The organism is Bdellovibrio bacteriovorus HD100 (assembly GCF_000196175.1).
Classification (GTDB): domain Bacteria; phylum Bdellovibrionota; class Bdellovibrionia; order Bdellovibrionales; family Bdellovibrionaceae; genus Bdellovibrio; species Bdellovibrio bacteriovorus.
Genome location: NC_005363.1, coordinates 3,226,175 through 3,247,771, shown reverse-complemented (window position 1 = coordinate 3,247,771; position 21,597 = coordinate 3,226,175). Strand labels below are relative to the sequence as shown.

Genomic DNA, 21,597 nt, shown 5'->3' with positions numbered 1-21,597 from the left:
ATTACTCAGTGATCTTTTGCACGATCGCAGAGCTGACTTTGGCTTTGCTCAGCAGATCATTGCGGTAAGCTTGCGCTTCCTTCTGAGTCGCAAACTGGCCAACACTGACGCGGAACCACTGTTTGCCTTTGATGTTTGCCGGGATATAGAACGCGCTGTAACCTTTGTTCTTCAGGTCCGAAGCCATTTTCTGAGCTTCGGCTTCATCAGCATAAGACGCCACTTGCACAGTGAATTTGCCCACCGCGAACTGCGCCACATCTTTTGGAAGGGAAGAAGGCAGACGGTCCTCTTTGGACGATACTTTCTTCTCAGCAGCTTCCAACGTTGTTGGTGCTTTGCCTGCCGCTACGTTTTTCGCAGCTTCAGAAGGTTCGTTGTGCTGGGTTACTGGGGTTTTGTCACCTTTGGTTGAATTCGGTTTGTGAGTTTCAACTTTAGGTTCTTTGGATTCAACTTTGGTTTCAGCGATTTCACCGTGGTGACCGGCAGGAGCCGCGTGTTCACCGTGAGCAGGTGTGGCTTCATTTTCAGTTGTCGCCGGAGTTGCTTCATCAGCCACGAATTCTTCAGCCAGTTTCGCGATTTCTTCATCTGTCATCGCGCCTACTTTGCCTTCGGAAGTCCCGTGTTCAGGAACAGAAGCGACTTCACGCTCTTGGGTGTGAGAGGATTTTTGTGGTTCCAAAGCCGCCAGCTGATGTTGATTGTCACTGTACTTCTTGCCTACAAATGTGCCGATAGAGAAAGACAGCAAAGAAATAAAGAAAACTAAAGCTAGTTTCACCATCACATCCGTTTTAGAACTCATTTTTTCAATCCTCATAATTTTTAAACCCGCTTGAATGCTTAAGTTTCGGGCCCTTCCTTTGGCCCTGCAAACATGTTAGCGTTAATCCTCTGAACTGGTCAATCATCCAAGGGTCCTGCCCGAAGGGGAAAGCGTGGAAAACAGCGTAAAATCAAGGGATTGGAAGCAGGTCTTAGGTCAAGCTATTGAAGCTGTCAACCTCGGGCGCCAAGTGCTTCTCAATTATTTCGGTAACTTAGAGCACGTCGAGGAAAAGTTCCAAGCGGGCCTTGTCAGCGAAGCCGACAAAGAATCAGAAAGAGTCATTGCAGAGCATCTTAGGAAAAATTTTCCGGAAATTGAATTTTTGGGCGAAGAAACTTTCGCCGCTTCCCACGGAACCGGGACAAAGGTCGCGTGGAGCAAGGCCGGCGCAAACGGGCGCTGGATCTTGGATCCACTGGATGGGACCACGAACTATGTACATCGTTTCCCGATTTTCTGCATCAGCTTGGGTTTGGAAATTGACGGTCAGATTCAGCTCGCAGTGATTGATGTGCCGATGTTGAATGAAACATACACCGCGATTCGCGGTCAGGGCGCATTCGTTAATGGCAAGCCTTTGCGAGTCAGCAAGAACACAGAACTGAAGAAAGGTCTGCTGGCCACGGGTTTTGTGTCCGAGCATGAACATGTGATTTCCGAACAGCTAAGAATCTTTGATGAGATGGTTCGCAAGTGCCGGGGTGTGCGCCGTCCTGGTGCCGCCGCTTATGATCTGGCGCAAGTGGCGCGCGGGGTGTTTGACGGTTATTGGGAACGCAACATCCAGCCGTGGGATGCTGCTGCAGGTATTCTTCTTGTCGAGGAAGCAGGCGGCGTTGTGCAGACATATCGTGGAGAAGCCTACACACCGTACAAGAACTCCATCGTGGCCGGGAATGCTGATATGGTCACAGAGATTCAAAAGGTCCTCGTGCCTCGCCTGAGCGTAGGCACGGACTAGTTCTTTTTCTTGGTCGAAACCAGACGGCCCGACTGGGCCTCGTCAATCAAAGCCGGGTGGTAGTGATAAATCACGCTGCCACCTTTCAAAAGCGGAATCAGCTTTTCCGCCATCGACAATGACAGTGCCGGGCAACCCCAGCTTAAACCCAGGCGGCCATAGGGCTGTCCGGTTTTTTTGTTGATGGAGTTGATGAACTCTTCACCCACATACCAGGCTCCATGCACGACAATGTCACGGTTATAGGCCTGATCGTTGGATTTTTGCAGACCGTACATGCGCAGGGTTTTTCCGTAAGAGCCTGTGTACACTTCACCCGTCAGATAGATTCCCAAAGAAGTCTGGCGTGAATCCTTGGTGTTACTGAAGCGATAGGCATAGTTGCCGTCGCCGCTGCCGATACCGTGAGAGGTGTAGTATTTCTCGACCACGCCATTGCGCAGATTGATGAAGTAAAAGCGTCTTTGCGTGGACGGGGCGGAATAGTCGACGATGACCACATACTGAGGGCTGTTCAGAGTGACGTACTTGCTGCTGCGGCTGCGTTTTTCTTCCTCGCAGGGGCGCACACTGGCCGGGTCCTTGCCTTCACAGGTGTAGGTGTCCTGCTGGAAGCTGCGACCGCGATTTTCGTACATGAACTTGCTCAGGCGATGGACTGCGTCGGCAGGCACGCCCTGGGAAATGATTTTACGGCTGATGCCGTCCTGCTGGGCTGCGGACACGGAAAGGGCAGTGCAGAAAAGCGCTGTCCCGAGGATGTATGGCAAGGCGTATTTCATCAAGGTCCCCTTGTAAATAAGAGACCTTATAGTACGCCCTTTCCAGGAAATAAACTGTCAGGAATTTTGACAGGTATAAAACACAAAAAGGGCGCTTCAGAGCGGTTTAATTCAAACGGATACGGAAAGATCCGAAGGTCACACTTTCGGAGTACTCAACACCGTTATCGGCCTTCACGTTTTTACGGGTGCGGATGATCACGTCAACGTCCTGAGGCACTTCTCTGGTTTTATAGAAGAATACAGATCGCTCCTGCACGGCGCCCTGGTTCAAGTGCTCCAGGTCCGTTTGCAACAGCACGTCCGAGTTCTTGTTCACCAGAAGCATCTCATAGTTGCTGTAGGTGATTTCTACTTTGACACCATTCGGTGCTACGTAGGACTCGCGGGTTGGGGCGGAATCAAGTACCCACTGGGAATCCTGGCACTTTACCAAGGAAACACGCAAAGTGGTCTCTTGTTCTTCTTCGCTGGAAGAAGAGCTGATCAGGGACAATTGCACAACTTTTGCGGTGGGTGCTGGAATGCCGCGGGTGGAGTCACAGTAAGCGACAGAGCCATCAATAACTTTATTCAGGGTGATGTCAGCGTTTGCTGCGCCAGCAGCCAGGATCATGGAAAGGACAGAAAAAATCAGACGAGCCATGGGAATCTCCTTAAAAAGTGATCCACTAGATACCACTAGGTGCATCTGCTTTTCAACAAGGGGATAGGTTTCTAGGAAGAATTATATTAGGGAGCACAAATAAATTTGTGTTTTTTACCCGACAGGGGTGGAGCCGGGGCGGATAGGGAGGAGCCGTGGCTCCTCCCTGAAGCCTCAATGGCTGAATTTATTTTTGATGTCCGCGATTTTATCGCCGACTTTGTCGCCCCATTTTTCCATGAAGCCTTTGACTTGGGTGTCATCAATACCCACGGTGCTCATGGCCTGATGCACCCGTTTGTCGGCCTCTTCTCTGGAGATACCAGTTTTTGCAGAAACCAGAGTGACCAGATCATCGGGATTTTTCATCGCCTTTTTAATTTCTTCGTCGGTCAAGTTCAGCCCGGCGAATTTCTGTTTCAGAGCCGTTGAGAACGCTCCGAACTTTTCATCAAAGATTTGTTTGTCCATAACATCTCCTTCCCTCGACCACAGTCGGGGGGACTAGTGAGACAGCTTGTTTTTGATGGCATCGATTTTTGAATTCACTTTGTCACTGGCGGACTCGCCGGTGCTGGTGAATTTCTTATCAATGTCTGTCATGAATTCGGAAAGCTGTTTTGACGCTTCTTCTTTGGAAAGTCCGATTTTTTGCTGAACCAAACCGCTGAGGGCCTCCATGTTGCCTTTGGTTTTCTGGATGTCATCGTCGGTGAGGGCACCCCATTTTTTGCGAAGCTCGCCGGATATTTCCTTGATTTTACCTTGGAAGATATCTTTGTTCATAAGAACCTCCTTAGCCATAGTTGCTACCTTAATGGGGCGCCTGTTTGGCGAAATAGTCAAATTTTCGCGCCAAAACTTTGGCGCCTGTCATAGAATTACTACCCGGCAAACATTCACCACAGGGGCAAAAATTGCCCCAATTCAAATATGTTGGACCGCAGTCATTGGCCCTCGGCGAAGGTCCTGTTGGCATCCGTGTTGCTTTCAATCTTGATAGGACCACTATGTGGTCATTCATCATGGAGGATGAAGTGGCTGAAGAAAAAGCGGCAGCATCGGATGTATCGTCAGCTCCGAGCGGGGGATCTGGACAAAAGCCTATTCTACTTATTGCCTTGGCGGTCGTTAATATGCTCGTCGTTGCAGGTGTGGGATTCATGCTCTATTCCAATCGTAAAAAAGAGGCGGCAGAACCCAAAATTGAACAAGTGATCAAAGGCGAAGCCGAGGCTCAGCACAAAGAGGCCACTGAAGAAAAAGAGGTCATCGGTAAAGTCGTTCCTCTGGAAACCTTTATTGTGAATCTGGCGGGCTCCAAAGGCCGTAAAGTCGCAAAGGTGAACATGGAGCTGGAAGTGACCGGCAGCCATGTCATGGAGGAGCTGGAAAAGCGCAAAGCCCAGATCCGCGACATCATTATTATTATTCTATCCAGCAAGACCTACGAGGATGTTTCCTCCAGGGACGGCAAAGACAGTCTTCGCAGTGAAATCAAGGACACCATCAATTCTTTCCTGGTCCAGGGGAAGATTTCCAACGTGTTCTTCACCGAGTTTATCTATAACTAAGGCAGGACTATGAATCAGGTTCTTTCACAAAGTGAAGTGGATGCTCTGTTAGCCGCGGTCTCTGACGGGGACGTGGGCTCGCCGGAAGCATCCAAGCCCGAAACGCAGAACGTCGGCAAGGTCGACGAGCGCAAGATCGTATCTTATGATCTGACCAGCCAGGACCGTATTATTCGTGGCCGACTTCCGCAGTTGGAAGTCATCTACGAGAAATTCATGCGTGCCTTCCGCGTTTCTTTGTCATCAGCTCTGCGTAAAATCGCCTCCATCACGCTGACCTCCACTGAATTCCTGAAATTCGGGGAATTCATCAATACACTGCCAATGCCGACGTGCATGTCGGTGCTGCGTTTCGGAAACCTGCGTGGTTCCGCATTGTTCGTGATCGAAAGCAAGCTGGCTTATGCGTTGGTGGACAGCTTCTTTGGCGGGGCTGACCGCCCTTATACAAAAATCGACGGCAAGGATTTCACCCCGATTGAGCTTTCCATTGTCCAAAAGGTGGTGGGACTGGCGATCAACGATATGGAAATGGCCTGGGCCTCCATTGAAAAGATCGGCTGTTCTTTTGTTCGTACCGAGGTGAACCCGCAGTTCGTGGGTATCGTGCCTCCGACGGACGTGGTTATTGCCTCCACATTCGACGTGGAGCTTGAAAACGCGACTGGCACGATCTCCATCGTGATTCCTTACGCGACCATCGAGCCAATCAAACAGAAACTGCAGACCGGTTTCCAGGTTGAGACCGATCAGACAGACAAAAAGCTATGGACTGCGATCATCCAGGAACAGCTTCTGGAAACAGACATGGAGATCAAAGTGAACCTGGGCGAAACCGAGATCAAGCTGAAGGATCTTATGAACCTGAAAGTCGGCGATGTGATTCCGCTGGATCAGGATGCCTCAGGAGAATTCGACGTGGCGGTCGAAGGTGTCAGAAAGTTTAAAGGTTATTACGGAATACATCATGGAACCGTGGCTGTGCAAGTGACCAGACCGGTGGAAAAGTAGGGGGATGAATGAGCGACGATACATTGGATAATCTGGCGGATCAGCTGGTGGCGGAAGCTGCTGGTATGGCTGAATCCAGCGGAAGAAAAGCTTCCAGCGAGATGCCAACACATAAAGACAGAAACCTGAGCCTGATCCTCGACATCCCTTTGAAAGTGTCTGTGGAGCTGGGCCGCACCAAAATGCCGGTCAGCGAGCTGCTGAACCTGACTCAAGGTTCCGTGATCGAACTGAGCAAACTGGCGGGCGAGCCGATGGAAGTTTATGTGAACGACAAGTTGATCGCCCGCGGTGAAGCCGTGGTGGTGAACGAAAAGTTCGGCGTGCGTTTGACGGATATTATTTCACCTGCTGAGCGCGTAGAGCAGCTCAGATAAGAGGTATGAAGATGCGTTGGTTGCTTTCTTTGATCTTTGTAGTTTCAGTTTCGGCTCAGGCGGAAGAAACGTCCCCGGCGACGGCAGTGGCGTCTGAATCCCAGGAGCTTTCCGCGGCCGCGACAGCAGAGCCCAAGGATGTCACTAAAAATGACAACCGCAAAGAGTCCGAGATTCTTCTGAATCTGGAATCCAACAAGAAAGCAGCCTCTGAGGGCGGCGGCGTTTTCCGTATTCTGTTCACCCTGTCCATGCTGGGTGTTGTGGGTACGGGCGCGTTCTTCTTCCTGCGCAAGTATAAAGTTCCCAAAGCGATGAAGCATCAGACTCAGATCAAGGTTTTGCAGCAGCATTACCTGGGTCCGAAGAAAAGTCTGGCAATCGTGCGTGTGGCGGGCGAATCCATTCTGATCGGTGTGACGGATCATAACATCTCCATGATCAAGTCCCTGTCCCTTCTGGATGACGAAGTGCCTGAAGAAGCGCCACAAAGTTTTGGCAAAGTTCTGGGTCAGTCCACCTCCAAAAATGTGGACTTTGACGACACGACTGCGGACGAGGAAGCTCCGGCCCCTCGCAAGCGCAGTGCCAAGGACCTGGATCTGGACGACGAATTTGCGATCAGTGGAATCAAGGATATCGTTTCCAAACGTCTTAAAGGCATGAGGTCTTTTCAGTGATCAGAAATAAATGGGCTCTTTGGAGTCTGCTTCTTTTGCCTCTGGTATTCTTCTTCGGTTCCAGTGCGTTTGCCCAAGTGACATTGCCAACAATGAATCTGGGTTTCAAAACAACCGACAACCCGAATGAGGTTGTGAACGCGGTGAAGTTGATCATGGTCATGACGGTGCTGACTTTGGCGCCGGCGATCCTGATCATGATGACCGGCTTCACCCGTATTATTATTGTGCTGTCCTTCCTGCGTCAGGCGATGGGTGTGCAGCAGATGCCGCCGAACCAGCTTTTGGTTGGCCTGGCTTTGTTTTTGACTTTCTTTGTGATGCAGCCGGCGTTCAATGAAATGAACACCAACGGCATCCAGCCTTATATGGCTGGCACGATTTCCCAGGATCAGGCGATTGAAAGAACTTTCGCACCTCTGCGCAAGTTTATGTTCAATCAGACCCGTGATTCGGATCTGGCTTTGTTCATCAAACTTTCCAAAGTTGAAAAACCAAAAACCCGTGCCGATGTTCCGACAATGGTTTTGGTTCCGGCCTTTGTGGTGTCCGAACTGAAAACGGCCTTCCAGATCGGCTTTATCATCTTCCTGCCATTCCTGGTGATCGACATCGTCGCAGCCAGCGTTCTGATGGCGATGGGTATGATGATGCTTCCTCCAGTTGTGATTTCGTTGCCCTTTAAGATCATGCTTTTTGTCCTGGTGGATGGATGGGGTTTGCTCATCGGTTCCATGGTCAAGAGTTTCGGGTGAGGTGAAAAATGACAGATGAATTGGTAATCAGACTGGGACAGGACGCTCTTCGCACGACAGCCATGCTGGCGGCGCCACTTTTGATCAGCACACTGGTTGTGGGTTTGGCAGTCAGTATCTTTCAGGCGCTGACTCAGATCAATGAGGCGACGTTGACCTTCATTCCAAAGATGATTGTGGTGGCGGCGGTGTTCGTTCTGGCCGGGCCATGGATGATGGACGTGATGAGCTCTTACACTGTGAATCTTTTTGAAAATATTGCCGTGATGGTGAGGGAATAGTGCTGAACTGGAGTGCGATGACCGAGGCTCAGATTCTGCTGTTTGCGCTGGTTCTGCTGCGCATGCTGGCGTATGTGATCTCTTCCGCGGTTTTTGGCTCTCCGTTGGTGAATACGCCGGTTAAGATCCTGCTTTCCCTGGTATTGAGCATGGTGCTTTACCCGGTGGTTAAAGTCGGCAACGTGGACTACCTCGTAATTTCCAATGAAATCATTGGCTTGGCCGTCCGGGAATTGATTGTCGGATTGGCGCTGGGTTTTTTAACCCGGTTGTTCTTCTTTGTGGTCAGTATGACAGGGGACTTGGTTTCCATGAGCGTGGGTCTGAGCGCGGCTCAGCTTTATAACCCGATGATGGGTTCCCAGGGTGGGGTGATCGAGCAGTTCTATTCTGCCATGGCGACTTTGGTGTTTTTGGCCATCAACGGCCATCACATGCTGATCAGTGCGATCGCGCAAAGCTATGAGCTTGTGCCGGTCAGTTCTTTGGCTTTGAATTTTGGGCCGTTTGCCGAAATCGCCGTATTCGGGCAAGTGGCATTTGTGATGGCGATCAAGATGTGTGCCCCGGTTCTGGTGGCGATCCTGATTGTCAATCTGGCGATGGGTATTCTGGGAAGAGCGGTGCCCCAGATCAACGTCCTGGTAACAAGTATGCCAGTGACGATCATGCTGGGTATGGCAGTGGTGTTTATCTGCCTTCCGCTTTTGATTATGGAAATGAATGGGGTTGTTGAAATCACAGCTAGCAAACTGTTTGATGTGATGAAACACTTATAGGGTAAGGCTTTTAAGTTCTAGGAAGGAACGAGATGGCTGAAGATAACGGCGAAAAGTCCGAAGAAGCAACGGACGCGAGACGGGAAGAATTCCGGAAGCGCGGAAATGTTGCACATACAAAGGAGCTGGCGTCCGCAGTAATGTTACTTGCGGCGGCTGGTGGCGTGTATGCTTTGGGCCGTTTCTTCTTCAAGGAAATGTACGAAGTTTTCCAGCACTCTTTCGGCGACGACATGGTCAAAATGGTGCGTGAAGGAAACTTCACTGAAGCCGCTCAGTACTGCGGCATGAAAGCCATGATCCTGATTGCTCCGGTTCTGCTGTTTGCCGGTATCATCGGCGCAGCTTCCTCGATTGTTCAAATCGGCTTCCTGCAAGTCGAAGACGCCGTTTCCCCTAATTTTGAAAAAGTAAATCCGGTTGAAGGCTTCAAACGTGTCTTCAGTATGCGTGCCGTTGTGGAAGCGTTGAAATCCATCCTGAAAATGGGTGCGGTGGCGATGGTTCTTTATTTCCTGCTGCGCAGTGAAGTGACGCAAGTCCCATACATGCTGACGTACTCCATCGACCAGATCATCGCCTACATTGGGGTGATCGTGGTGAAGCTGCTGGGTGGTGTTGGCGCGGTGATGCTGGTGATTGCCGGTGCTGACTATTTCTATCAGCGTTTTGATCTTGAAAAGAAAATGATGATGACCAAACAAGAGGTCAAGGAAGAACACAAGCAGCGCGAGGGTGATCCGATGATCAAATCGCGCATTCGCCGTATTCAGCGTGAAATGGCGAGCAAGCGCATGATGTCCGAGATTCCGAAGGCGGACGTTGTCATCACGAATCCGACCCACATTGCGGTGGTTCTGAAGTACACGGACAATCTGCCGGCGCCGCAAATCGTGGCGATGGGTGCGGATCACGTGGCGGAAAAGATCAAGGAAATCGCGCGCGAAAACAATGTGCCTATCGTGGAAAACAAACCACTGGCGCGCACGATCTTCAAGACATTGAAAATTGGACAGGTTATTCCCCGGGAGCTCTTCGTGGCTGTGGCTGAAGTGCTTTCATACGTTTACCGTTTGCGTAGGAAGAAAAGATAATGGATCAGTTGTTTCAGTTCCTAAAACGATTCGATAAGATCACGAAGAATACGGATCTTTTCATTGCATTTGGTCTTTTGGCTGTTTTGGCGGTAATGATCATACCGTTGCCTCCGATGATGCTGGATTTGACTCTGACATTCTCTTTGGCAATCAGCATTTTGATTCTTTTGGTCAGTATTTATACCGACCGGGCTTTGGATTTCACGTCTTTCCCGTCCCTGCTGCTAATGACGACTTTGTTCCGTCTGTCCCTGAACGTGGCGACGACCCGTTTGATTTTGACCGAAGGGCACACCGGTGAACAGGCCGCGGGTCACGTGATCGCATCCTTTGCGAATTTCGTGGTCGGCGGAAACTATGTCATCGGTTTCGTGATGTTCCTGATTTTGATGGTCATCAACTTCATGGTTATCACCAAGGGTTCCGGGCGCGTGGCGGAAGTTGCAGCTCGTTTCACCTTGGATGCGATGCCTGGTAAACAGATGTCCATCGATGCAGAGCTGAATTCCGGTCACATCACTGAAGCCGAAGCGCGCAAGCGCCGTAAGCAGGTGGAAGGTGAAGCGGACTTTTACGGCGCGATGGACGGTGCCTCCAAGTTCGTTCGCGGTGATGCCATTGCCGGTATCATCATCACTCTGATCAACATTATCGGTGGTCTCGCTATCGGTGTTATTCAAAAAGGTCTGGATGTCGGGACCGCGGCAAAATACTACACCATGCTGACGATCGGTGACGGTCTGCTTTCTCAGATCCCGGCTCTGGTTATTTCCACGGCGGCCGGTATCATCGTCACTCGTACCTCGAATTCTGACAAAGATGTGGGTGAAGAGGTCACGGGTCAGTTGTTCGTGAAGCCTCGGGCCGTGATGATCTCGGGTGCTGTGCTGATCTTGATGGGGCTGGTGCCGGGTCTTCCAACGATTCCGTTCCTGCTGATGGGCGGATTGTTGTGTGCGACTTCCTGGGTTATCAAAAAAGCCCGTGCTGAACAGGCGGAAGCTTCCAAGAAGCAATCGGAAGCGGCTTTGTCTGCTCCGAAAAAAGAGAATATCGAAACGATGCTTCCGCTGGACATGGTCGAGCTGGAAGTTGGTTATGGTCTTATCAATATTGTTGAATCCGATCACAGCGGGGATCTGCTGGAGCGTATCGTCAGTATCCGCAAGCAGTTTGCACTGGATCTGGGGATCGTGGTTCCAAGCATCCACATCCGCGACAACCTGCAGTTGGCCCCGGGCGAATACCGCCTGATGATCAAGGGCAACCGCGTGGGTGGTGGCACCCTTCGTCCGGAAGCACTTCTGGCGATGGATCCGGGCAACGTCGCCGAGCGTATCGAGGGGATTCCAACCAAAGAACCGGCGTTTGGCCTGGATGCTTTGTGGATTTCGCCTGTGCGTAAAGAAGACGCTGAAATTGCCGGTTACACGGTGGTGGATTTGCCGACTGTTATGGCAACTCATCTTACAGAAATTATCCGTACCCATGCGCATGAACTTCTGGGTCGTCAGGAAGCCTCCACTCTTATTGAGAACTTCAAAAAGTCTCATCCAAAAGTGGTTGAAGAACTTATCCCGGATCTGCTGCCACTGGGATCTGTGGTTCGCGTGCTTCAGAACCTGTTGAAAGAACAGGTTTCGATCCGTGATCTTCTGACGATCTTTGAAACCTTGGCCGACGATGCTCCTCGCACGAAAGATGTCGAGGTCCTGACAGAGCAGGTTCGTCGCAGTCTGGCCCGCGGTATCACCGCGAAATACACCACGGATATGGGCAATATCCCGGTGATGACTTTGCACCCGCACATTGAAGAGCTGATCGCCAATTCCCTGCTGCAGACAGAGCAGGGCGTTCAGCTGGTGATGGACCCGACGACGGCCCATCGTCTGATCAACGAAATCGCGCGGACGGTGGAACACCATCCGGAAGTGGCCGGTCAGCCGATCCTGCTGACCAGCCCGACATCGCGTCGTCATTTGTATAAGTTAACGTCCCGCTTTATCCCGCAGCTTGTGGTGCTTTCACACAATGAGTTGTCGTCGGATGCGGATGTAAAATCGGTTGCACTCGTGGAGATGAGCCATGCAGGTTAAGAAATTTGAAGCACGTACCATGAAAGAAGCCCTTGAGATGGTGAAGACCCAGTTGGGTCCGGACGCCATCATCCTGTCGGCTCGCGACAACAACAAGAGCTTCGGTCTTGTCGGCGAGGGCAGTGTGGAAATCACGGCCGCCGTATCCGAGGAAACCCTGCAAAAGAAGAAATTTGCTGAATCCCGTCTGCGTGAGCAGGATCGTGTCAGATTCAACAACAGCACGGCCCGCCAGCAAAAAGAGCTGATCCACAAAATGGTGGAAAAGCATGTGCAAAAGAACACGGCTCCGGCTCCGATCACTCAGCGTCGTTATATCGACATTGAAGATGAATCTGAAACACGCGTTCGCAACGCTGCTCAAAGAGCATTGAATGCTTTCCAGGAGCAGGATGAAATCTTCTCCCGCGGAAACAACACAGCACCACGTAAACCCGCGGCTCCGGCACCGGCACCAGTAAAAGCGGCTCCGGCGCCAAGACCTGTGGTGGCGGCGGAAAGTCCGGAAGTGATTGCATTGAAAAATGAAATCGCCAGCCTGAAGCAAGTGATCACGCAGTTCCAGCAGATGCCTCAGACGTTCACGGGTTCGCACCCGGGCGCTGACTATGGCATCAACTACGACCTGAGCTTCGTCTTTGAAAAGCTGACCAAAGCAGGCATGGCTCCGGAAATCGCGGCAGAGATCCTGACCACGGCACAGGAAACCCTTCCAGCATTGAAATTGAAAAATAAATCCCTGGTTGAAGCTTATGTGGCCCGCCATGTTTTGGACAACACCAAGATTGCCCAGAACCCAACGCAAGGGAAAATCCACTGCTTTGTCGGTCCTGCTGGCAGCGGTAAGACCTCGGCATTGATCAAGATGGCCAGCCAGATGGTGGTGCGGGAAGGCAAGAAGATTGCCCTGTTCACAACGGACACTTTCAAAGTGGGCGCGGCTGATCAGATGAAGATTTACGCGCAGATTCTGAACGTGCCATTCTCAGTGATTCGCACCCAGAATGACTGGACAAATCTGATGCGCTATCTGGCGAATGTGGATTGTGTGCTTGTGGATTACACGGGCCTGAGCCTGAAGAGCAACGAAGAAATTCAGATGCTGAAAAGTCTGCTGCCACCGGCGGCCTTGAATCCCAACATCCATTTGACGTTGTCAACCAACGCCAAAGACGGTGATGCGACGGAACTGGGGCGCAGATACTCGGTTCTGGGCTATAAAGATGTGATCTTCACGTCTTTGGATGAATCCACCCAGCATGGAACGATTTACAACTTTATGAAACGCTTTGACGTGCCTTTGCACTCCTTCGGCATCGGACCGCGTGTTCCCGAGGACTTTGAATTCGCAACCAAAGAGCGTCTTTTGGATCTGATTTTCAGAATCACTAAATTTAAACAACAGGACTCTGAAGCTGTATGAGAAACATGAACTCTTTTGATATGCAGCGCACGCGCACCATCAGCATCACCTCCGGCAAAGGCGGGGTCGGGAAGACCACGCTGGTGGCGAACCTTGCCCTGTCTCTGGCGCAAAAAGGCAAAAAAGTGCTGATCTTGGACGGGGATCTGGGGATGGCCAACGTGGACATCCTTTTTGGGGTTCGTCCTACCGGAAACATGCATGACATTATCGCCGGCCGCAAAGAGATGCGCGACATCCTGATGGAAGTGTCCAAGGACGTCTTCCTGATTCCGGGTGGCAGTGGTGTGGTTGAGTTCAATCATTTGAATCACTTCGAACGAAGAGCCATGGTCGAGGCTGTCAGTGCTTTGCCACTGGGTTTTGACTATCTGCTGATTGATACCGCTCCGGGGATTGCCGAAAACGTGTTGTTCCTGAATTCAGCGGCGCAAACTGTTTCAGTCGTGATCACTCCGGATCCGGCCAGTTTTGCGGATGCGTATGCGCTGATCAAGGTTCTGCACAAGCAGTACAAGGTCAATCACTTCTCTATTATTTGCAATCAAGTGCGTGATGAACAGGAAGGGCTGGGACTTTACCAGCGCTTCAACGATGTGGTGAACAAGTTCCTCTACATTGGTCTGGATTATTGGGGCTCGGTTCCCAATGATGTGGTTTTGCGAAAAGCAAACCAGATGCAGCGTCTCATTGTGAGACAAGATATCGGTGCTGAATCTTCTAAAGCGATTCGTCAAATTTGTAATCAGGTGGAGAAGTCCTCCAAACAAATTGAGATCACCGGTGGCATGCAGATGTTCTGGGATCAGGTCGTGGGGAGCGCTTAGGTCCAACTCCACAGTTATGTGAGAATTGGACTTTTAGGGCACGGACCTGTTTGATAACATAGACTTCAAGAGGGAAAATATGGGGAAAAACGCGGCATTGTTGAAGAAGTACAAGGAAGAGCCACGCAAGCTCGCTCCGACGCAAAAAGATGACCTTATCAGAGAATATGCTCCGCTAATTAAGTTCATCGCTCAGAAGATTGCGGTAAGACTTCCCTCCAATATCGAACTGGATGACCTTATTTCTGCAGGTGTCATCGGTCTGATGGATGCGATTGAAAAGTACGATTCCACTCGTGACAATAAATTCAAAACCTACGCAGAATTCCGCATTCGTGGTGCCATTCTGGATGAACTTCGTGCACAGGACTGGGTTCCCCGCTCGATCCGTGACAAAGCCAAGCTCCTGGATAAAACCATGGTGCAACTGGAAGCCGATCTTGGTCGTACTCCCTCTGACGAAGAAGTGGCTAAAGCCCTGAATGTGTCGATTGATGAATTCCATGATCTGGTGAATCAGGTTCGCCCGGTCAGCCTGTTGCCAATTGACCAGGCGACAAGTTTCAGCAACACCGACAAGAAGTCCATCATGGACATCCTTGAAGGTTCCCGCACCAACAGCCCTTTCAATCAGTTGAATGTCAAAAACATCAAAGAAGTGGTGGCTCAGGCGATTGAGGAGCTGCCAGAAAGACAACGTCTGGTTCTTTCTTTGTATTATTACGAAGACCTGAATCTGAAAGAGATCGGTCAGGTACTGCGTGTGACCGAGTCCCGTGTTTCTCAGTTGCATGCTCAGGCCGTAGCCCGTCTGCGTGCGAAGCTGGCAGCGACCATCGGCGCCGGCGAGCTTGAAATCGCCTGATAACCAGCAGGTTGAAATTAGAGATTTGAAATCGGAAAAAAGTTGAAAACTCCCGGAGAGAAATCCCGGGAGTTTTTTGTTATGGGGCACATAAAAAGTGGCAGGGTCTTTGCTTAGGGGTTCTGTATAAGCATGAATGCTTATCACAACCACAAGGAGGAAACCGTGGGAACAGAAAGAACAAACAGGCCACAACAGGGTGATCTGAATAAAGACAGATCTCAAAGAGAAGAAAGCAGCCGTGGGGGGGAAAGAGAGCGCTCTTCTGAAAGAGGTTCTCAGACTTCCCAAAGACCTCAACAAGATAGAAACGACAGAAGAACCAGCAGATAGCTGTTCTCCTTTTGTCTTCGAGCGAAAAGGGGCCTTCCTGAAAATGGGGGGCCCTTTTTTGTTTTTGATCTTTGGCCTCATTGCGGGGGCATAGTGCCCTCTGGTCCGGGGCGGGATGTCCCCTGAGGTCTGACATCAGACGGTCCTTTTTATGAAATTCCCTCCATCGAAGAAATTCGTTTTGCGAAGTAAGTCGTGCGCGCCGAGAATGATTTTTAATGGAGGTGCTTATGAAAATCTTAGCAAGTGTTTTTCTGGGTCTTCTCCTCGCTTCTCCCGTTTTTGGTTATGAGGATGACATCGAGACCGATTTGAACGAAGTGTATGTGATCAATGTGACGGATGAAGCGACCACGCTGGATCGGGATTATTATTATAATTTCGGGCGGGTGGGGCTGTTTGAAGAAAGACGTGCGACGTTCTTCCTGCGCAACAACAGCGGTCTTCCCATGTATATCAATGATTTTGATCTGAGTGGACCGCCCGCATTTGATTATGCCGAAAACTGCCCGCAGATTTTGTTTCGGGGTCAGCAGTGCCGTATTCGTGTGTTCTTTCAGCCGCGCACAGTGGGGCTGAAACGGGCGGAGCTTGAAATCGAGTTGACTCCTCAAGAGGATATAGTGCTGAACCTTCGCGGTCGGGGTGTATTGCGCTACTAAATGAAAAGACGCCTATTCCGAGGCGTCTTCTTCCATCTTGGCTTTGATTTTTTTCATCAGGCGGGCCTCCATCTGACGGACGGCCTCGCGGGTGATGCCGTGCTTTTCACCGATCTCCTGCAGGGTCAGGGGGTCGTCATTCAGGATGCGTTCATCCAGAATGATCTTTTCACGTTCGGAAAGCTCGGGACGGATTTCCTCAATCTTTTGCTTTAAGATCTCCAGCTGTTCGTTGTGGGCCAGGGCCTCATCCAGAGGTTGGTCTGAAGGGCCGCGCTGCAGGTCGCCCAGAGTGGTGCCGGATTCGTCGTCCACGGGACGATCCAGACTGACATCACGTCCGGACATGCGCATGGTCATGTCACGCACTTCGTCCTCCGGGATGCCCAGACGGCTGCTGATTAAACCAATATTGGGTTCAATGCCCATGGCATCCAGAGCTTCTTTTTCTTTTTGCAGCTGATAAAACAGTTTGCGCTGATTTTGAGTGGTTCCGATGCGCACCATGGAATACTGACGCATCAGGAACTCTTGAATATAGCCGCGAATCCACCACACCGCATAGGTGATCAGGCGAGCCCCTTTGTAAGGGTTGAATTCACGCACAGCGTGCATCAGGCCGACATTGCCCTCTTGGATCAGATCAATCATCTTGGATCCGAACTTGGAATACTCGGCGGCGACCTTCACCACAAAACGCAGGTTGGCTTTCACCAGGGCCTGGGCAGCTTCAGGGTCTTTGCTTTCAAAGTATTTTTTGGCCAGGGCCATTTCTTCTTCGCGGGTCAAAACTTTGTAGCGACGGATCTCGTTCAGATACATCACCAAAGGATCCGCCGAAGTCAGCGCTTTGGAGGTGTCGGCGACAGCAAGAGTCTTGGTGTCCTCCTCCACATCGGGAAGGTCGTCCTCGACACTGGGGACGGCGTAGGCTTTTTCGGCCTCTTCATGCGAGCGAAGTTCGTCGCTGTGAGCATCGTCCACCAGCTCGGCCACGACTGACTTTGATTCAGTGGGGGCGGGCTTTGTGTTTTTCCCAGACGCGGCCTTGCCCGAGGGCTTCTTGGCTGAAGCCGTCTTGGACGGGGATTTGGTCTTGGGGGTGGAGGGGCTTTTTGCTTTCGTTTTCGCCATAAGTTCAACTAACCAAGATATTTAGCCAGTTTCCTTTGCAGAGTCTCGGTGACTTTACCTTTGAAGGGAGTCAGCATCAACGGCAGATCCACAGTGACAGAGACTTTGCTCCCTGCGCCAGCGGCCGCCACGGCCATATCCGCTTTAAACTGGGATCCCTTGAGGTTGGCGCACTTGGCGCTGTCATCGAAAGAGCACTGGATTTTTGGGTCAAAGCGTCGAATATCCTGATCATTCGAGAGGAATTCTTTAATCTTTTTGTAGGCCTCTTCAGCAGAATGGTTGCTGGAATGATCAATTGTAAACTTAGGCATCTTCAAACCTCGAAGCGTGATGGGTTACTGAGATGAAATTATAGGGGGGAATTATTGGTAAATGAAGCAGAATGCCTCTGGTCGAGGGGCCTCTCTATAGGTTTTGTTATGGAGAGTATAAGAATATGGTTTTTGACTGCAATGGCACAATATGTAAATCTGGGGCCCACGAACAAGGTAGACATATGAAGTTTGTTAAAGAGCTAAAAAGAACACATTATTGCGGAAGTCTGGGCGTTTCCCAGGCAGGTCAAAAAGTTGTACTGATGGGTTGGGTCGATGTTCGACGTGACCACGGCAGTTTGGTATTCATCGATTTGCGCGACCGTGAAGGCATCGTTCAGGTTGTTCTGGATCCAAATAAAGCCGAGACCGCTTCCTCAAAAAATCTGCGCGGTGAATTTGTTCTGGCCGTGGAGGGTGTGGTTCGTGCCCGTCCAGACGGCATGAAGAATGCGAAAATCAAAACCGGTGAAGTTGAAGTGGAAGCGATCCGCTGCGAGATTCTGAATGAATCCGCGGTGCCGCCATTCCAGGTCAGCGACACGAACGTGAACGAAATGCTGCGCTTGAAATACCGTTACCTGGATCTGCGCAGCGCGCGCCTGTCCAGTCATCTGATCACCCGTCACAAGGTGGCTCAGCTGGTGCGTCGTTTCCTTTCTGACAACGGTTTCCTGGAAGTTGAAACTCCGATCCTTTACAAATCCACTCCGGAAGGCGCTCGTGACTATCTTGTTCCTTCCCGCGTGAACCCGGGCCATTTCTATGCGCTTCCTCAGTCTCCGCAGACGTTGAAGCAGCTTTTGATGATCTCCGGTTACGACAGATACTTCCAGATCGCCCGCTGCTTCCGTGACGAAGACTTGCGTGCGGACCGTCAGCCGGAATTCTCCCAGATCGATATGGAAATGTCCTACATCGATCAGGAAGACATCATGGAGATGAACGAAAAACTTCTGCGCACGATCTGGAAAGAGATCAAAGGCATCGACGTGGGAGCCATCCCGCGCATGACTTATCAGGAAGCCATGGACAGATACGGCATCGACAAGCCGGACACGCGTTTCGGGGTTGAGATCAAGGATCTTAAATCCATCGTGACGGGTTCAGGCTTCAAGGTCTTTGACGATGTTCTGGCTCGTGGCGGGATCGTTCGTGGTATCGCGGCTCCGAAAGGTGGCAGCTATTCCCGTGGTCAGTTGGATAAACTGACGGACATGGCGAAACGCGCGGGCGCTAAAGGTCTTGTGTGGATCAAATCAGAAGCTGACGGCACGCTGTCTTCTTCTGTTTCCAAATTCTTCAGTCCTGAAAAACTGGCTGAAATGTTCAAAGCCTGCGGCGGTGAAGCCGGTGACTGTGCTTTGGTTGTTGCGGATGATTACGACACCGCTTGTGCGGCACTGTCCACGTTGCGCTTGCACCTGGGCCGTGAGTTGAATCTGATCGACAACAGCAAATACAAATTCCTGTGGGTGGTGGACTTCCCGTTGCTTGAGTACTCTCCGGACGAAAAGCGCTGGGTGGCTCGTCACCATCCGTTCACATCCCCGAAGGATGAGTTCGCGCAGGATCTGGTGAACAACAACGAAGCTGCTTACGGCAAGATGCTGGCGAAAGCCTACGACCTTGTGTGCAACGGTTACGAAATGGGTGGCGGAAGTATCCGTATCTATCGCAATGAAATTCAGCAGGCGATGTTCCGTCTGTTGGGCATGAGCGAGGAAGAAACTCAGCACAAGTTCGGCTTCTTCCTGGAGGCTTTGAAATACGGAACTCCTCCGCACGGTGGTATCGCGTGGGGTATGGACCGTCTGGTGATGCTGCTTTGTGAAACAGATGCGATCCGTGAAGTGATTGCGTTCCCGAAAACCGCGAAAGCAACAGACTTGATGTCTGACTGCCCAAGCGAGGTGAACCGTGATCAGCTGGCGGAAGTCGGTGTTCGTCTGAGCACTCTGGCTGAAAAGCATCTGGAAGATCTGAAGAAGAGTTAAAAGATAAAAACAAAAAGCCCGGGATGGAAACATTCCGGGCTTTTTTGTTTTCAGATATCAGGCTTTTTGAATCTGCCGGGAGTTACTCAAGGGCGGACTGCACGGTGATGGGTCCTTCAACAGTCTGGACTTGAATGCGGCCCACCTCTGTTGGTTCGACACCGGTCCCAGGCTCTTGCTTCAGGGAGTTGTCGATAGGCCCCGAGATGGACTGCAGATCCAGTTCGTACAACGCTGCTGGTGGCAGGCGCAGGGTTACATGTCCTTCGCGGGTTTCAATGCGGATCTGTTTTTTGAAAGTCTCAGGCACGTAAACTTCGGCTTTCAGATGCGAGTCGGTGGACTGGCTCAGCTCCTGGCCATTCACATTCATCTGAATCCAGTGACTGGCCAGGGGTTCTTGAAACTCCAGATGCAGACGGGTTTTTTCTGCTGTTTGCAGTATGTACTGGCCTTCTTCAAAACGCGGCACTTTGCCGGACAGGCGCACTTTCAGGGTGCTGCCGTTGTAAGTGCGCAGTTCAACATCCACACGGCGGGAAGAGATCAAAATCTCGTCCATACCTTGCAGAAAAAATTCCTCGTTTTCTTCATGAGTCTGACCTTGCAAAAATCGGTCTGCGACGGAATTGAAGGCGTTAAAAACAGTTCCGGGGTTATTGAAGACGTAACCCATCAACAACATCAAAGAGCCAGCAAGAATAAAAAATAATGCCGCACCGGCAAGCAGGAGCTTCTTTAACATGCGAAGAAACTAACACATTGAAAAAGCAATTGAAACGTATTTGAATTGAACAAGGCCGGTGAAAAGGGGTTCCCATGCAGCGCATTTTGCCAGAAACAGATCTTGAAAAAAAATTGATGTCTTTGGGTGCGCCGTTTATCGAGGAAAATCAAGTTCTTGATGAGCTGTTTCAAGTTGTCGGGTCTGATCTTGTGGACGGGGCGGAGCTGGCTCCGGAAACCCGCGAACAAATTCTGGACGAGATTGGTGAGTACTTCTTCCGTCTGGATATGAACTATGGCCCCGAGATAAAATTGGATTGCCTGGGAATTCTGGAAGAGTTCTGGGGCGTCTCGGACCGGGAGTCCTGTCAGAAGACTCTGGAAAACATCCGGACCCAGGGTCACCGTACAAAATTCAATGTTTTAAGATCGGCTTTGCCTTCGGACGGCAGCATTGATGCTGTTTCCATGGAAAAGTTCCGTCAGATCTTCCGCTTTGATCTGGAGGAGGACCAGGAGCTGCAGATGAGTGATGCGGACTACAGCAAGCTGGCCTTGTGGGTTCAGCGCACGAATAAGTATTTAAAGGAACCCGGAATCCTGGCCTGGGATGCTTCCCGCTATATTCATCTGGTGCGTCTGAGCTTCGTTGCCGGGCACCTTTCCGATATTCAGGCGTGGTCCGAGATTCTGAAGCTGGCTCCGATTGTTGAAGGCCGCTTTGATAATTGGATGGATTTTTCCCAAAGCTTCCTGATCGGGCGCACGTTCTGGTCGGGGGCTGATGATCCTCGAGTCAAAGCCATCTGTGAAAAGCTGCTGGGGCATCCGGCAAGTCCTTGGCAGTTTATCAGCTGGTCCTAGGTCCAGATTTCCCAATTTCGTCTCAAGTTTATACGTTCGATTCCGATACGTTTTCTATCAAGTGAAGACCAGGATGGACTTCATGGATACGCACGGAGGTGTGAGATGGAAAAAATCAGCGGAATCCTTCCAGCAACGGCAAGGACTCGAGCGGTAGACACTTCGGCTTCCCAGCCAGCCCGTCCCGGAGCTTTGGCCCTGGGCCGACCGATGGGGAAGAACTCCCTGGGTGATCGCATCACGTTGAGCAAACAGATGGAAGAAATGCGGGCAACCGGAAATCTTCCTGAACAACAAATGCAGCCGGAGGCCTCTCCCGTTTATAAAAGACCGGCTGGCGAAACGAACAAGCTGAAGGTGATTGAAGACCTGAATCAGAAGTTCTTCAATAATCCGAAATCTGTGGCCCGCGAAGGCGACCAGACGAAGTCGGAAGAAACCTTCACCAAAGCAACCGAGAACGAAGGACTGTTCTTTGTTGAAAAAGATCTGCGCGCTCCGGAGCAAGCTCCACTGAAACCGCAGACCGACACCACAAAAGTTGTAGCTTAAATCTCAAAAACCCGGACGGCGCC

At 50.9% G+C, this 21,597-nt stretch carries 24 protein-coding genes and 1 pseudogene; 17 read left to right on the top strand and 8 right to left on the bottom strand.

Translation table 11 applies throughout. From position 1 onward, the window contains the following. Position 1: 1 nt before the first annotated feature. Positions 2 to 811 (bottom strand): SPOR domain-containing protein, encoded by an 810-nt coding sequence (locus tag BD_RS15270; RefSeq protein WP_226988047.1) that lies wholly within the window; start codon positions 809 to 811, stop codon positions 2 to 4. Positions 812 to 944: 133 nt separating this feature from the next. Here BD_RS15270 and BD_RS15265 point away from each other — a divergent pair, with 133 nt between their 5' ends. After that, positions 945 to 1,796 carry an inositol monophosphatase family protein gene (locus BD_RS15265; protein WP_011165680.1) on the top strand — a complete coding sequence of 284 codons (852 nt, stop codon included), beginning with the start codon at positions 945 to 947 and terminating at the stop codon, positions 1,794 to 1,796. Here the strand turns inward: BD_RS15265 and BD_RS15260 are convergent. The 4 genes from BD_RS15260 to BD_RS15245 all read right to left on the bottom strand — a co-directional run bounded on the left by BD_RS15260 (position 1,793) and on the right by BD_RS15245 (position 4,010). Then, positions 1,793 to 2,578 carry a murein L,D-transpeptidase catalytic domain family protein gene (locus BD_RS15260; RefSeq protein WP_011165679.1) on the bottom strand — a complete coding sequence of 262 codons (786 nt, stop codon included), beginning with the start codon at positions 2,576 to 2,578 and terminating at the stop codon, positions 1,793 to 1,795. The genes BD_RS15265 and BD_RS15260 overlap by 4 nt on opposite strands. A 106-nt stretch (positions 2,579 to 2,684) precedes the next feature. Next, positions 2,685 to 3,224 carry a hypothetical protein gene (locus tag BD_RS15255; protein ID WP_011165678.1) on the bottom strand — a complete coding sequence of 180 codons (540 nt, stop codon included), beginning with the start codon at positions 3,222 to 3,224 and terminating at the stop codon, positions 2,685 to 2,687. A 174-nt stretch (positions 3,225 to 3,398) separates the two neighbouring features. Next, positions 3,399 to 3,695 carry a hypothetical protein gene (locus BD_RS15250; protein ID WP_011165677.1) on the bottom strand — a complete coding sequence of 99 codons (297 nt, stop codon included), beginning with the start codon at positions 3,693 to 3,695 and terminating at the stop codon, positions 3,399 to 3,401. A 33-nt stretch (positions 3,696 to 3,728) separates the two neighbouring features. Next, positions 3,729 to 4,010 carry a CsbD family protein gene (locus BD_RS15245; RefSeq protein ID WP_038448462.1) on the bottom strand — a complete coding sequence of 94 codons (282 nt, stop codon included), beginning with the start codon at positions 4,008 to 4,010 and terminating at the stop codon, positions 3,729 to 3,731. A gap of 224 nt (positions 4,011 to 4,234) precedes the next feature. On the opposite strand from BD_RS15245, the gene BD_RS15240 reads away from it, so the two are divergent. The 13 genes and pseudogenes from BD_RS15240 (at position 4,235) to BD_RS15175 (ending at position 15,984) form a co-directional block, all read left to right on the top strand. Continuing rightward, positions 4,235 to 4,798 carry a flagellar basal body-associated FliL family protein gene (locus BD_RS15240; protein WP_226988046.1) on the top strand — a complete coding sequence of 188 codons (564 nt, stop codon included), beginning with the start codon at positions 4,235 to 4,237 and terminating at the stop codon, positions 4,796 to 4,798. A 9-nt stretch (positions 4,799 to 4,807) separates the two neighbouring features. Next, positions 4,808 to 5,809, top strand: coding sequence for a flagellar motor switch protein FliM (gene fliM / locus BD_RS15235; protein ID WP_011165674.1), 1,002 nt, complete (start codon positions 4,808 to 4,810; stop codon positions 5,807 to 5,809). A gap of 125 nt (positions 5,810 to 5,934) precedes the next feature. Continuing rightward, positions 5,935 to 6,186: pseudogene (gene fliN, locus BD_RS15230) on the top strand (flagellar motor switch protein FliN); the annotation flags it as partial. 11 nt (positions 6,187 to 6,197) lie between these two features. Continuing rightward, the gene (locus BD_RS15225; protein ID WP_226988045.1) at positions 6,198 to 6,866 is read left to right on the top strand and encodes a FliO/MopB family protein; all 669 of its coding nucleotides are present in this window, start codon (positions 6,198 to 6,200) and stop codon (positions 6,864 to 6,866) included. After that, positions 6,863 to 7,621 (top strand): flagellar type III secretion system pore protein FliP, encoded by a 759-nt coding sequence (fliP, locus tag BD_RS15220; RefSeq protein ID WP_011165671.1) that lies wholly within the window; start codon positions 6,863 to 6,865, stop codon positions 7,619 to 7,621. The genes BD_RS15225 and fliP overlap by 4 nt, the downstream gene beginning before the upstream one ends. An 8-nt stretch (positions 7,622 to 7,629) precedes the next feature. Then, entirely contained in the window at positions 7,630 to 7,902 is a 273-nt protein-coding gene (fliQ, locus tag BD_RS15215; RefSeq protein ID WP_011165670.1) for a flagellar biosynthesis protein FliQ, read from the top strand. Continuing rightward, entirely contained in the window at positions 7,902 to 8,681 is a 780-nt protein-coding gene (gene fliR, locus BD_RS15210) for a flagellar biosynthetic protein FliR (RefSeq protein ID WP_011165669.1), read from the top strand. Before fliQ ends, fliR begins: the two co-directional genes overlap by 1 nt. Positions 8,682 to 8,713: 32 nt before the next feature. Next, positions 8,714 to 9,775 (top strand): flagellar biosynthesis protein FlhB, encoded by a 1,062-nt coding sequence (gene flhB, locus BD_RS15205; protein ID WP_011165668.1) that lies wholly within the window; start codon positions 8,714 to 8,716, stop codon positions 9,773 to 9,775. Then, entirely contained in the window at positions 9,775 to 11,874 is a 2,100-nt protein-coding gene (gene flhA / locus BD_RS15200) for a flagellar biosynthesis protein FlhA (protein ID WP_011165667.1), read from the top strand. The genes flhB and flhA overlap by 1 nt, the downstream gene beginning before the upstream one ends. Beyond that, a complete protein-coding gene (gene flhF / locus BD_RS15195) occupies positions 11,864 to 13,297 on the top strand; it encodes a flagellar biosynthesis protein FlhF (RefSeq protein ID WP_038448452.1) in 1,434 nt (477 codons plus the stop codon). The genes flhA and flhF overlap by 11 nt, the downstream gene beginning before the upstream one ends. Next, a complete protein-coding gene (locus tag BD_RS15190; protein WP_011165665.1) occupies positions 13,294 to 14,124 on the top strand; it encodes a MinD/ParA family protein in 831 nt (276 codons plus the stop codon). Before flhF ends, BD_RS15190 begins: the two co-directional genes overlap by 4 nt. A gap of 79 nt (positions 14,125 to 14,203) precedes the next feature. After that, positions 14,204 to 14,989, top strand: coding sequence for a FliA/WhiG family RNA polymerase sigma factor (locus BD_RS15185; RefSeq protein WP_011165664.1), 786 nt, complete (start codon positions 14,204 to 14,206; stop codon positions 14,987 to 14,989). A gap of 563 nt (positions 14,990 to 15,552) precedes the next feature. Further along, positions 15,553 to 15,984, top strand: a complete 432-nt coding sequence (locus BD_RS15175) for a hypothetical protein (RefSeq protein ID WP_144313796.1) — start codon at positions 15,553 to 15,555, stop codon at positions 15,982 to 15,984. Positions 15,985 to 15,996: 12 nt separating this feature from the next. On the opposite strand, the gene BD_RS15170 is transcribed toward BD_RS15175, so the two are convergent. Both BD_RS15170 and BD_RS15165 read right to left on the bottom strand, forming a co-directional pair. Beyond that, positions 15,997 to 17,118, bottom strand: coding sequence for a sigma-70 family RNA polymerase sigma factor (locus tag BD_RS15170; protein ID WP_011165661.1), 1,122 nt, complete (start codon positions 17,116 to 17,118; stop codon positions 15,997 to 15,999). Between the two features lie 8 nt (positions 17,119 to 17,126). Further along, the gene (locus BD_RS15165; RefSeq protein ID WP_011165660.1) at positions 17,127 to 17,432 is read right to left on the bottom strand and encodes a polyhydroxyalkanoic acid system family protein; all 306 of its coding nucleotides are present in this window, start codon (positions 17,430 to 17,432) and stop codon (positions 17,127 to 17,129) included. 185 nt (positions 17,433 to 17,617) lie between these two features. Between BD_RS15165 and aspS the strand changes: the two genes are divergently transcribed. Beyond that, positions 17,618 to 19,432, top strand: coding sequence for an aspartate--tRNA ligase (aspS, locus tag BD_RS15160; protein ID WP_038448450.1), 1,815 nt, complete (start codon positions 17,618 to 17,620; stop codon positions 19,430 to 19,432). Between the two features lie 82 nt (positions 19,433 to 19,514). Here the strand turns inward: aspS and BD_RS15155 are convergent, their stop codons facing one another. Continuing rightward, positions 19,515 to 20,177 carry a DUF4097 family beta strand repeat-containing protein gene (locus BD_RS15155; RefSeq protein ID WP_011165658.1) on the bottom strand — a complete coding sequence of 221 codons (663 nt, stop codon included), beginning with the start codon at positions 20,175 to 20,177 and terminating at the stop codon, positions 19,515 to 19,517. 74 nt (positions 20,178 to 20,251) lie between these two features. Here BD_RS15155 and BD_RS15150 point away from each other — a divergent pair, with 74 nt between their 5' ends. Together BD_RS15150 and BD_RS15145 are read left to right on the top strand one after the other, a co-directional pair. Next, entirely contained in the window at positions 20,252 to 21,022 is a 771-nt protein-coding gene (locus tag BD_RS15150) for a DUF1266 domain-containing protein (RefSeq protein WP_011165657.1), read from the top strand. A gap of 105 nt (positions 21,023 to 21,127) precedes the next feature. Then, positions 21,128 to 21,574, top strand: a complete 447-nt coding sequence (locus BD_RS15145; RefSeq protein WP_011165656.1) for a hypothetical protein — start codon at positions 21,128 to 21,130, stop codon at positions 21,572 to 21,574. The last annotated feature ends 23 nt before the right edge of the window (positions 21,575 to 21,597 follow it).

Coding starts and splice junctions, on each gene's coding strand:
- BD_RS15270 (WP_226988047.1), bottom strand. CDS start 811: ATGAGTTCTAAAACGGATGTGATGGTGAAACTAGCTTTAGTTTTCTTT.
- BD_RS15260 (WP_011165679.1), bottom strand. CDS start 2,578: ATGAAATACGCCTTGCCATACATCCTCGGGACAGCGCTTTTCTGCACT.
- BD_RS15255 (WP_011165678.1), bottom strand. CDS start 3,224: ATGGCTCGTCTGATTTTTTCTGTCCTTTCCATGATCCTGGCTGCTGGC.
- BD_RS15250 (WP_011165677.1), bottom strand. CDS start 3,695: ATGGACAAACAAATCTTTGATGAAAAGTTCGGAGCGTTCTCAACGGCT.
- BD_RS15245 (WP_038448462.1), bottom strand. CDS start 4,010: ATGAACAAAGATATCTTCCAAGGTAAAATCAAGGAAATATCCGGCGAG.
- BD_RS15240 (WP_226988046.1), top strand. CDS start 4,235: ATGTGGTCATTCATCATGGAGGATGAAGTGGCTGAAGAAAAAGCGGCA.
- fliM (WP_011165674.1), top strand. CDS start 4,808: ATGAATCAGGTTCTTTCACAAAGTGAAGTGGATGCTCTGTTAGCCGCG.
- BD_RS15225 (WP_226988045.1), top strand. CDS start 6,198: ATGCGTTGGTTGCTTTCTTTGATCTTTGTAGTTTCAGTTTCGGCTCAG.
- fliQ (WP_011165670.1), top strand. CDS start 7,630: ATGACAGATGAATTGGTAATCAGACTGGGACAGGACGCTCTTCGCACG.
- flhB (WP_011165668.1), top strand. CDS start 8,714: ATGGCTGAAGATAACGGCGAAAAGTCCGAAGAAGCAACGGACGCGAGA.
- flhA (WP_011165667.1), top strand. CDS start 9,775: ATGGATCAGTTGTTTCAGTTCCTAAAACGATTCGATAAGATCACGAAG.
- flhF (WP_038448452.1), top strand. CDS start 11,864: ATGCAGGTTAAGAAATTTGAAGCACGTACCATGAAAGAAGCCCTTGAG.
- BD_RS15190 (WP_011165665.1), top strand. CDS start 13,294: ATGAGAAACATGAACTCTTTTGATATGCAGCGCACGCGCACCATCAGC.
- BD_RS15185 (WP_011165664.1), top strand. CDS start 14,204: ATGGGGAAAAACGCGGCATTGTTGAAGAAGTACAAGGAAGAGCCACGC.
- BD_RS15175 (WP_144313796.1), top strand. CDS start 15,553: ATGAAAATCTTAGCAAGTGTTTTTCTGGGTCTTCTCCTCGCTTCTCCC.
- BD_RS15170 (WP_011165661.1), bottom strand. CDS start 17,118: ATGGCGAAAACGAAAGCAAAAAGCCCCTCCACCCCCAAGACCAAATCC.
- BD_RS15165 (WP_011165660.1), bottom strand. CDS start 17,432: ATGCCTAAGTTTACAATTGATCATTCCAGCAACCATTCTGCTGAAGAG.
- aspS (WP_038448450.1), top strand. CDS start 17,618: ATGAAGTTTGTTAAAGAGCTAAAAAGAACACATTATTGCGGAAGTCTG.
- BD_RS15155 (WP_011165658.1), bottom strand. CDS start 20,177: ATGTTAAAGAAGCTCCTGCTTGCCGGTGCGGCATTATTTTTTATTCTT.
- BD_RS15150 (WP_011165657.1), top strand. CDS start 20,252: ATGCAGCGCATTTTGCCAGAAACAGATCTTGAAAAAAAATTGATGTCT.
- BD_RS15145 (WP_011165656.1), top strand. CDS start 21,128: ATGGAAAAAATCAGCGGAATCCTTCCAGCAACGGCAAGGACTCGAGCG.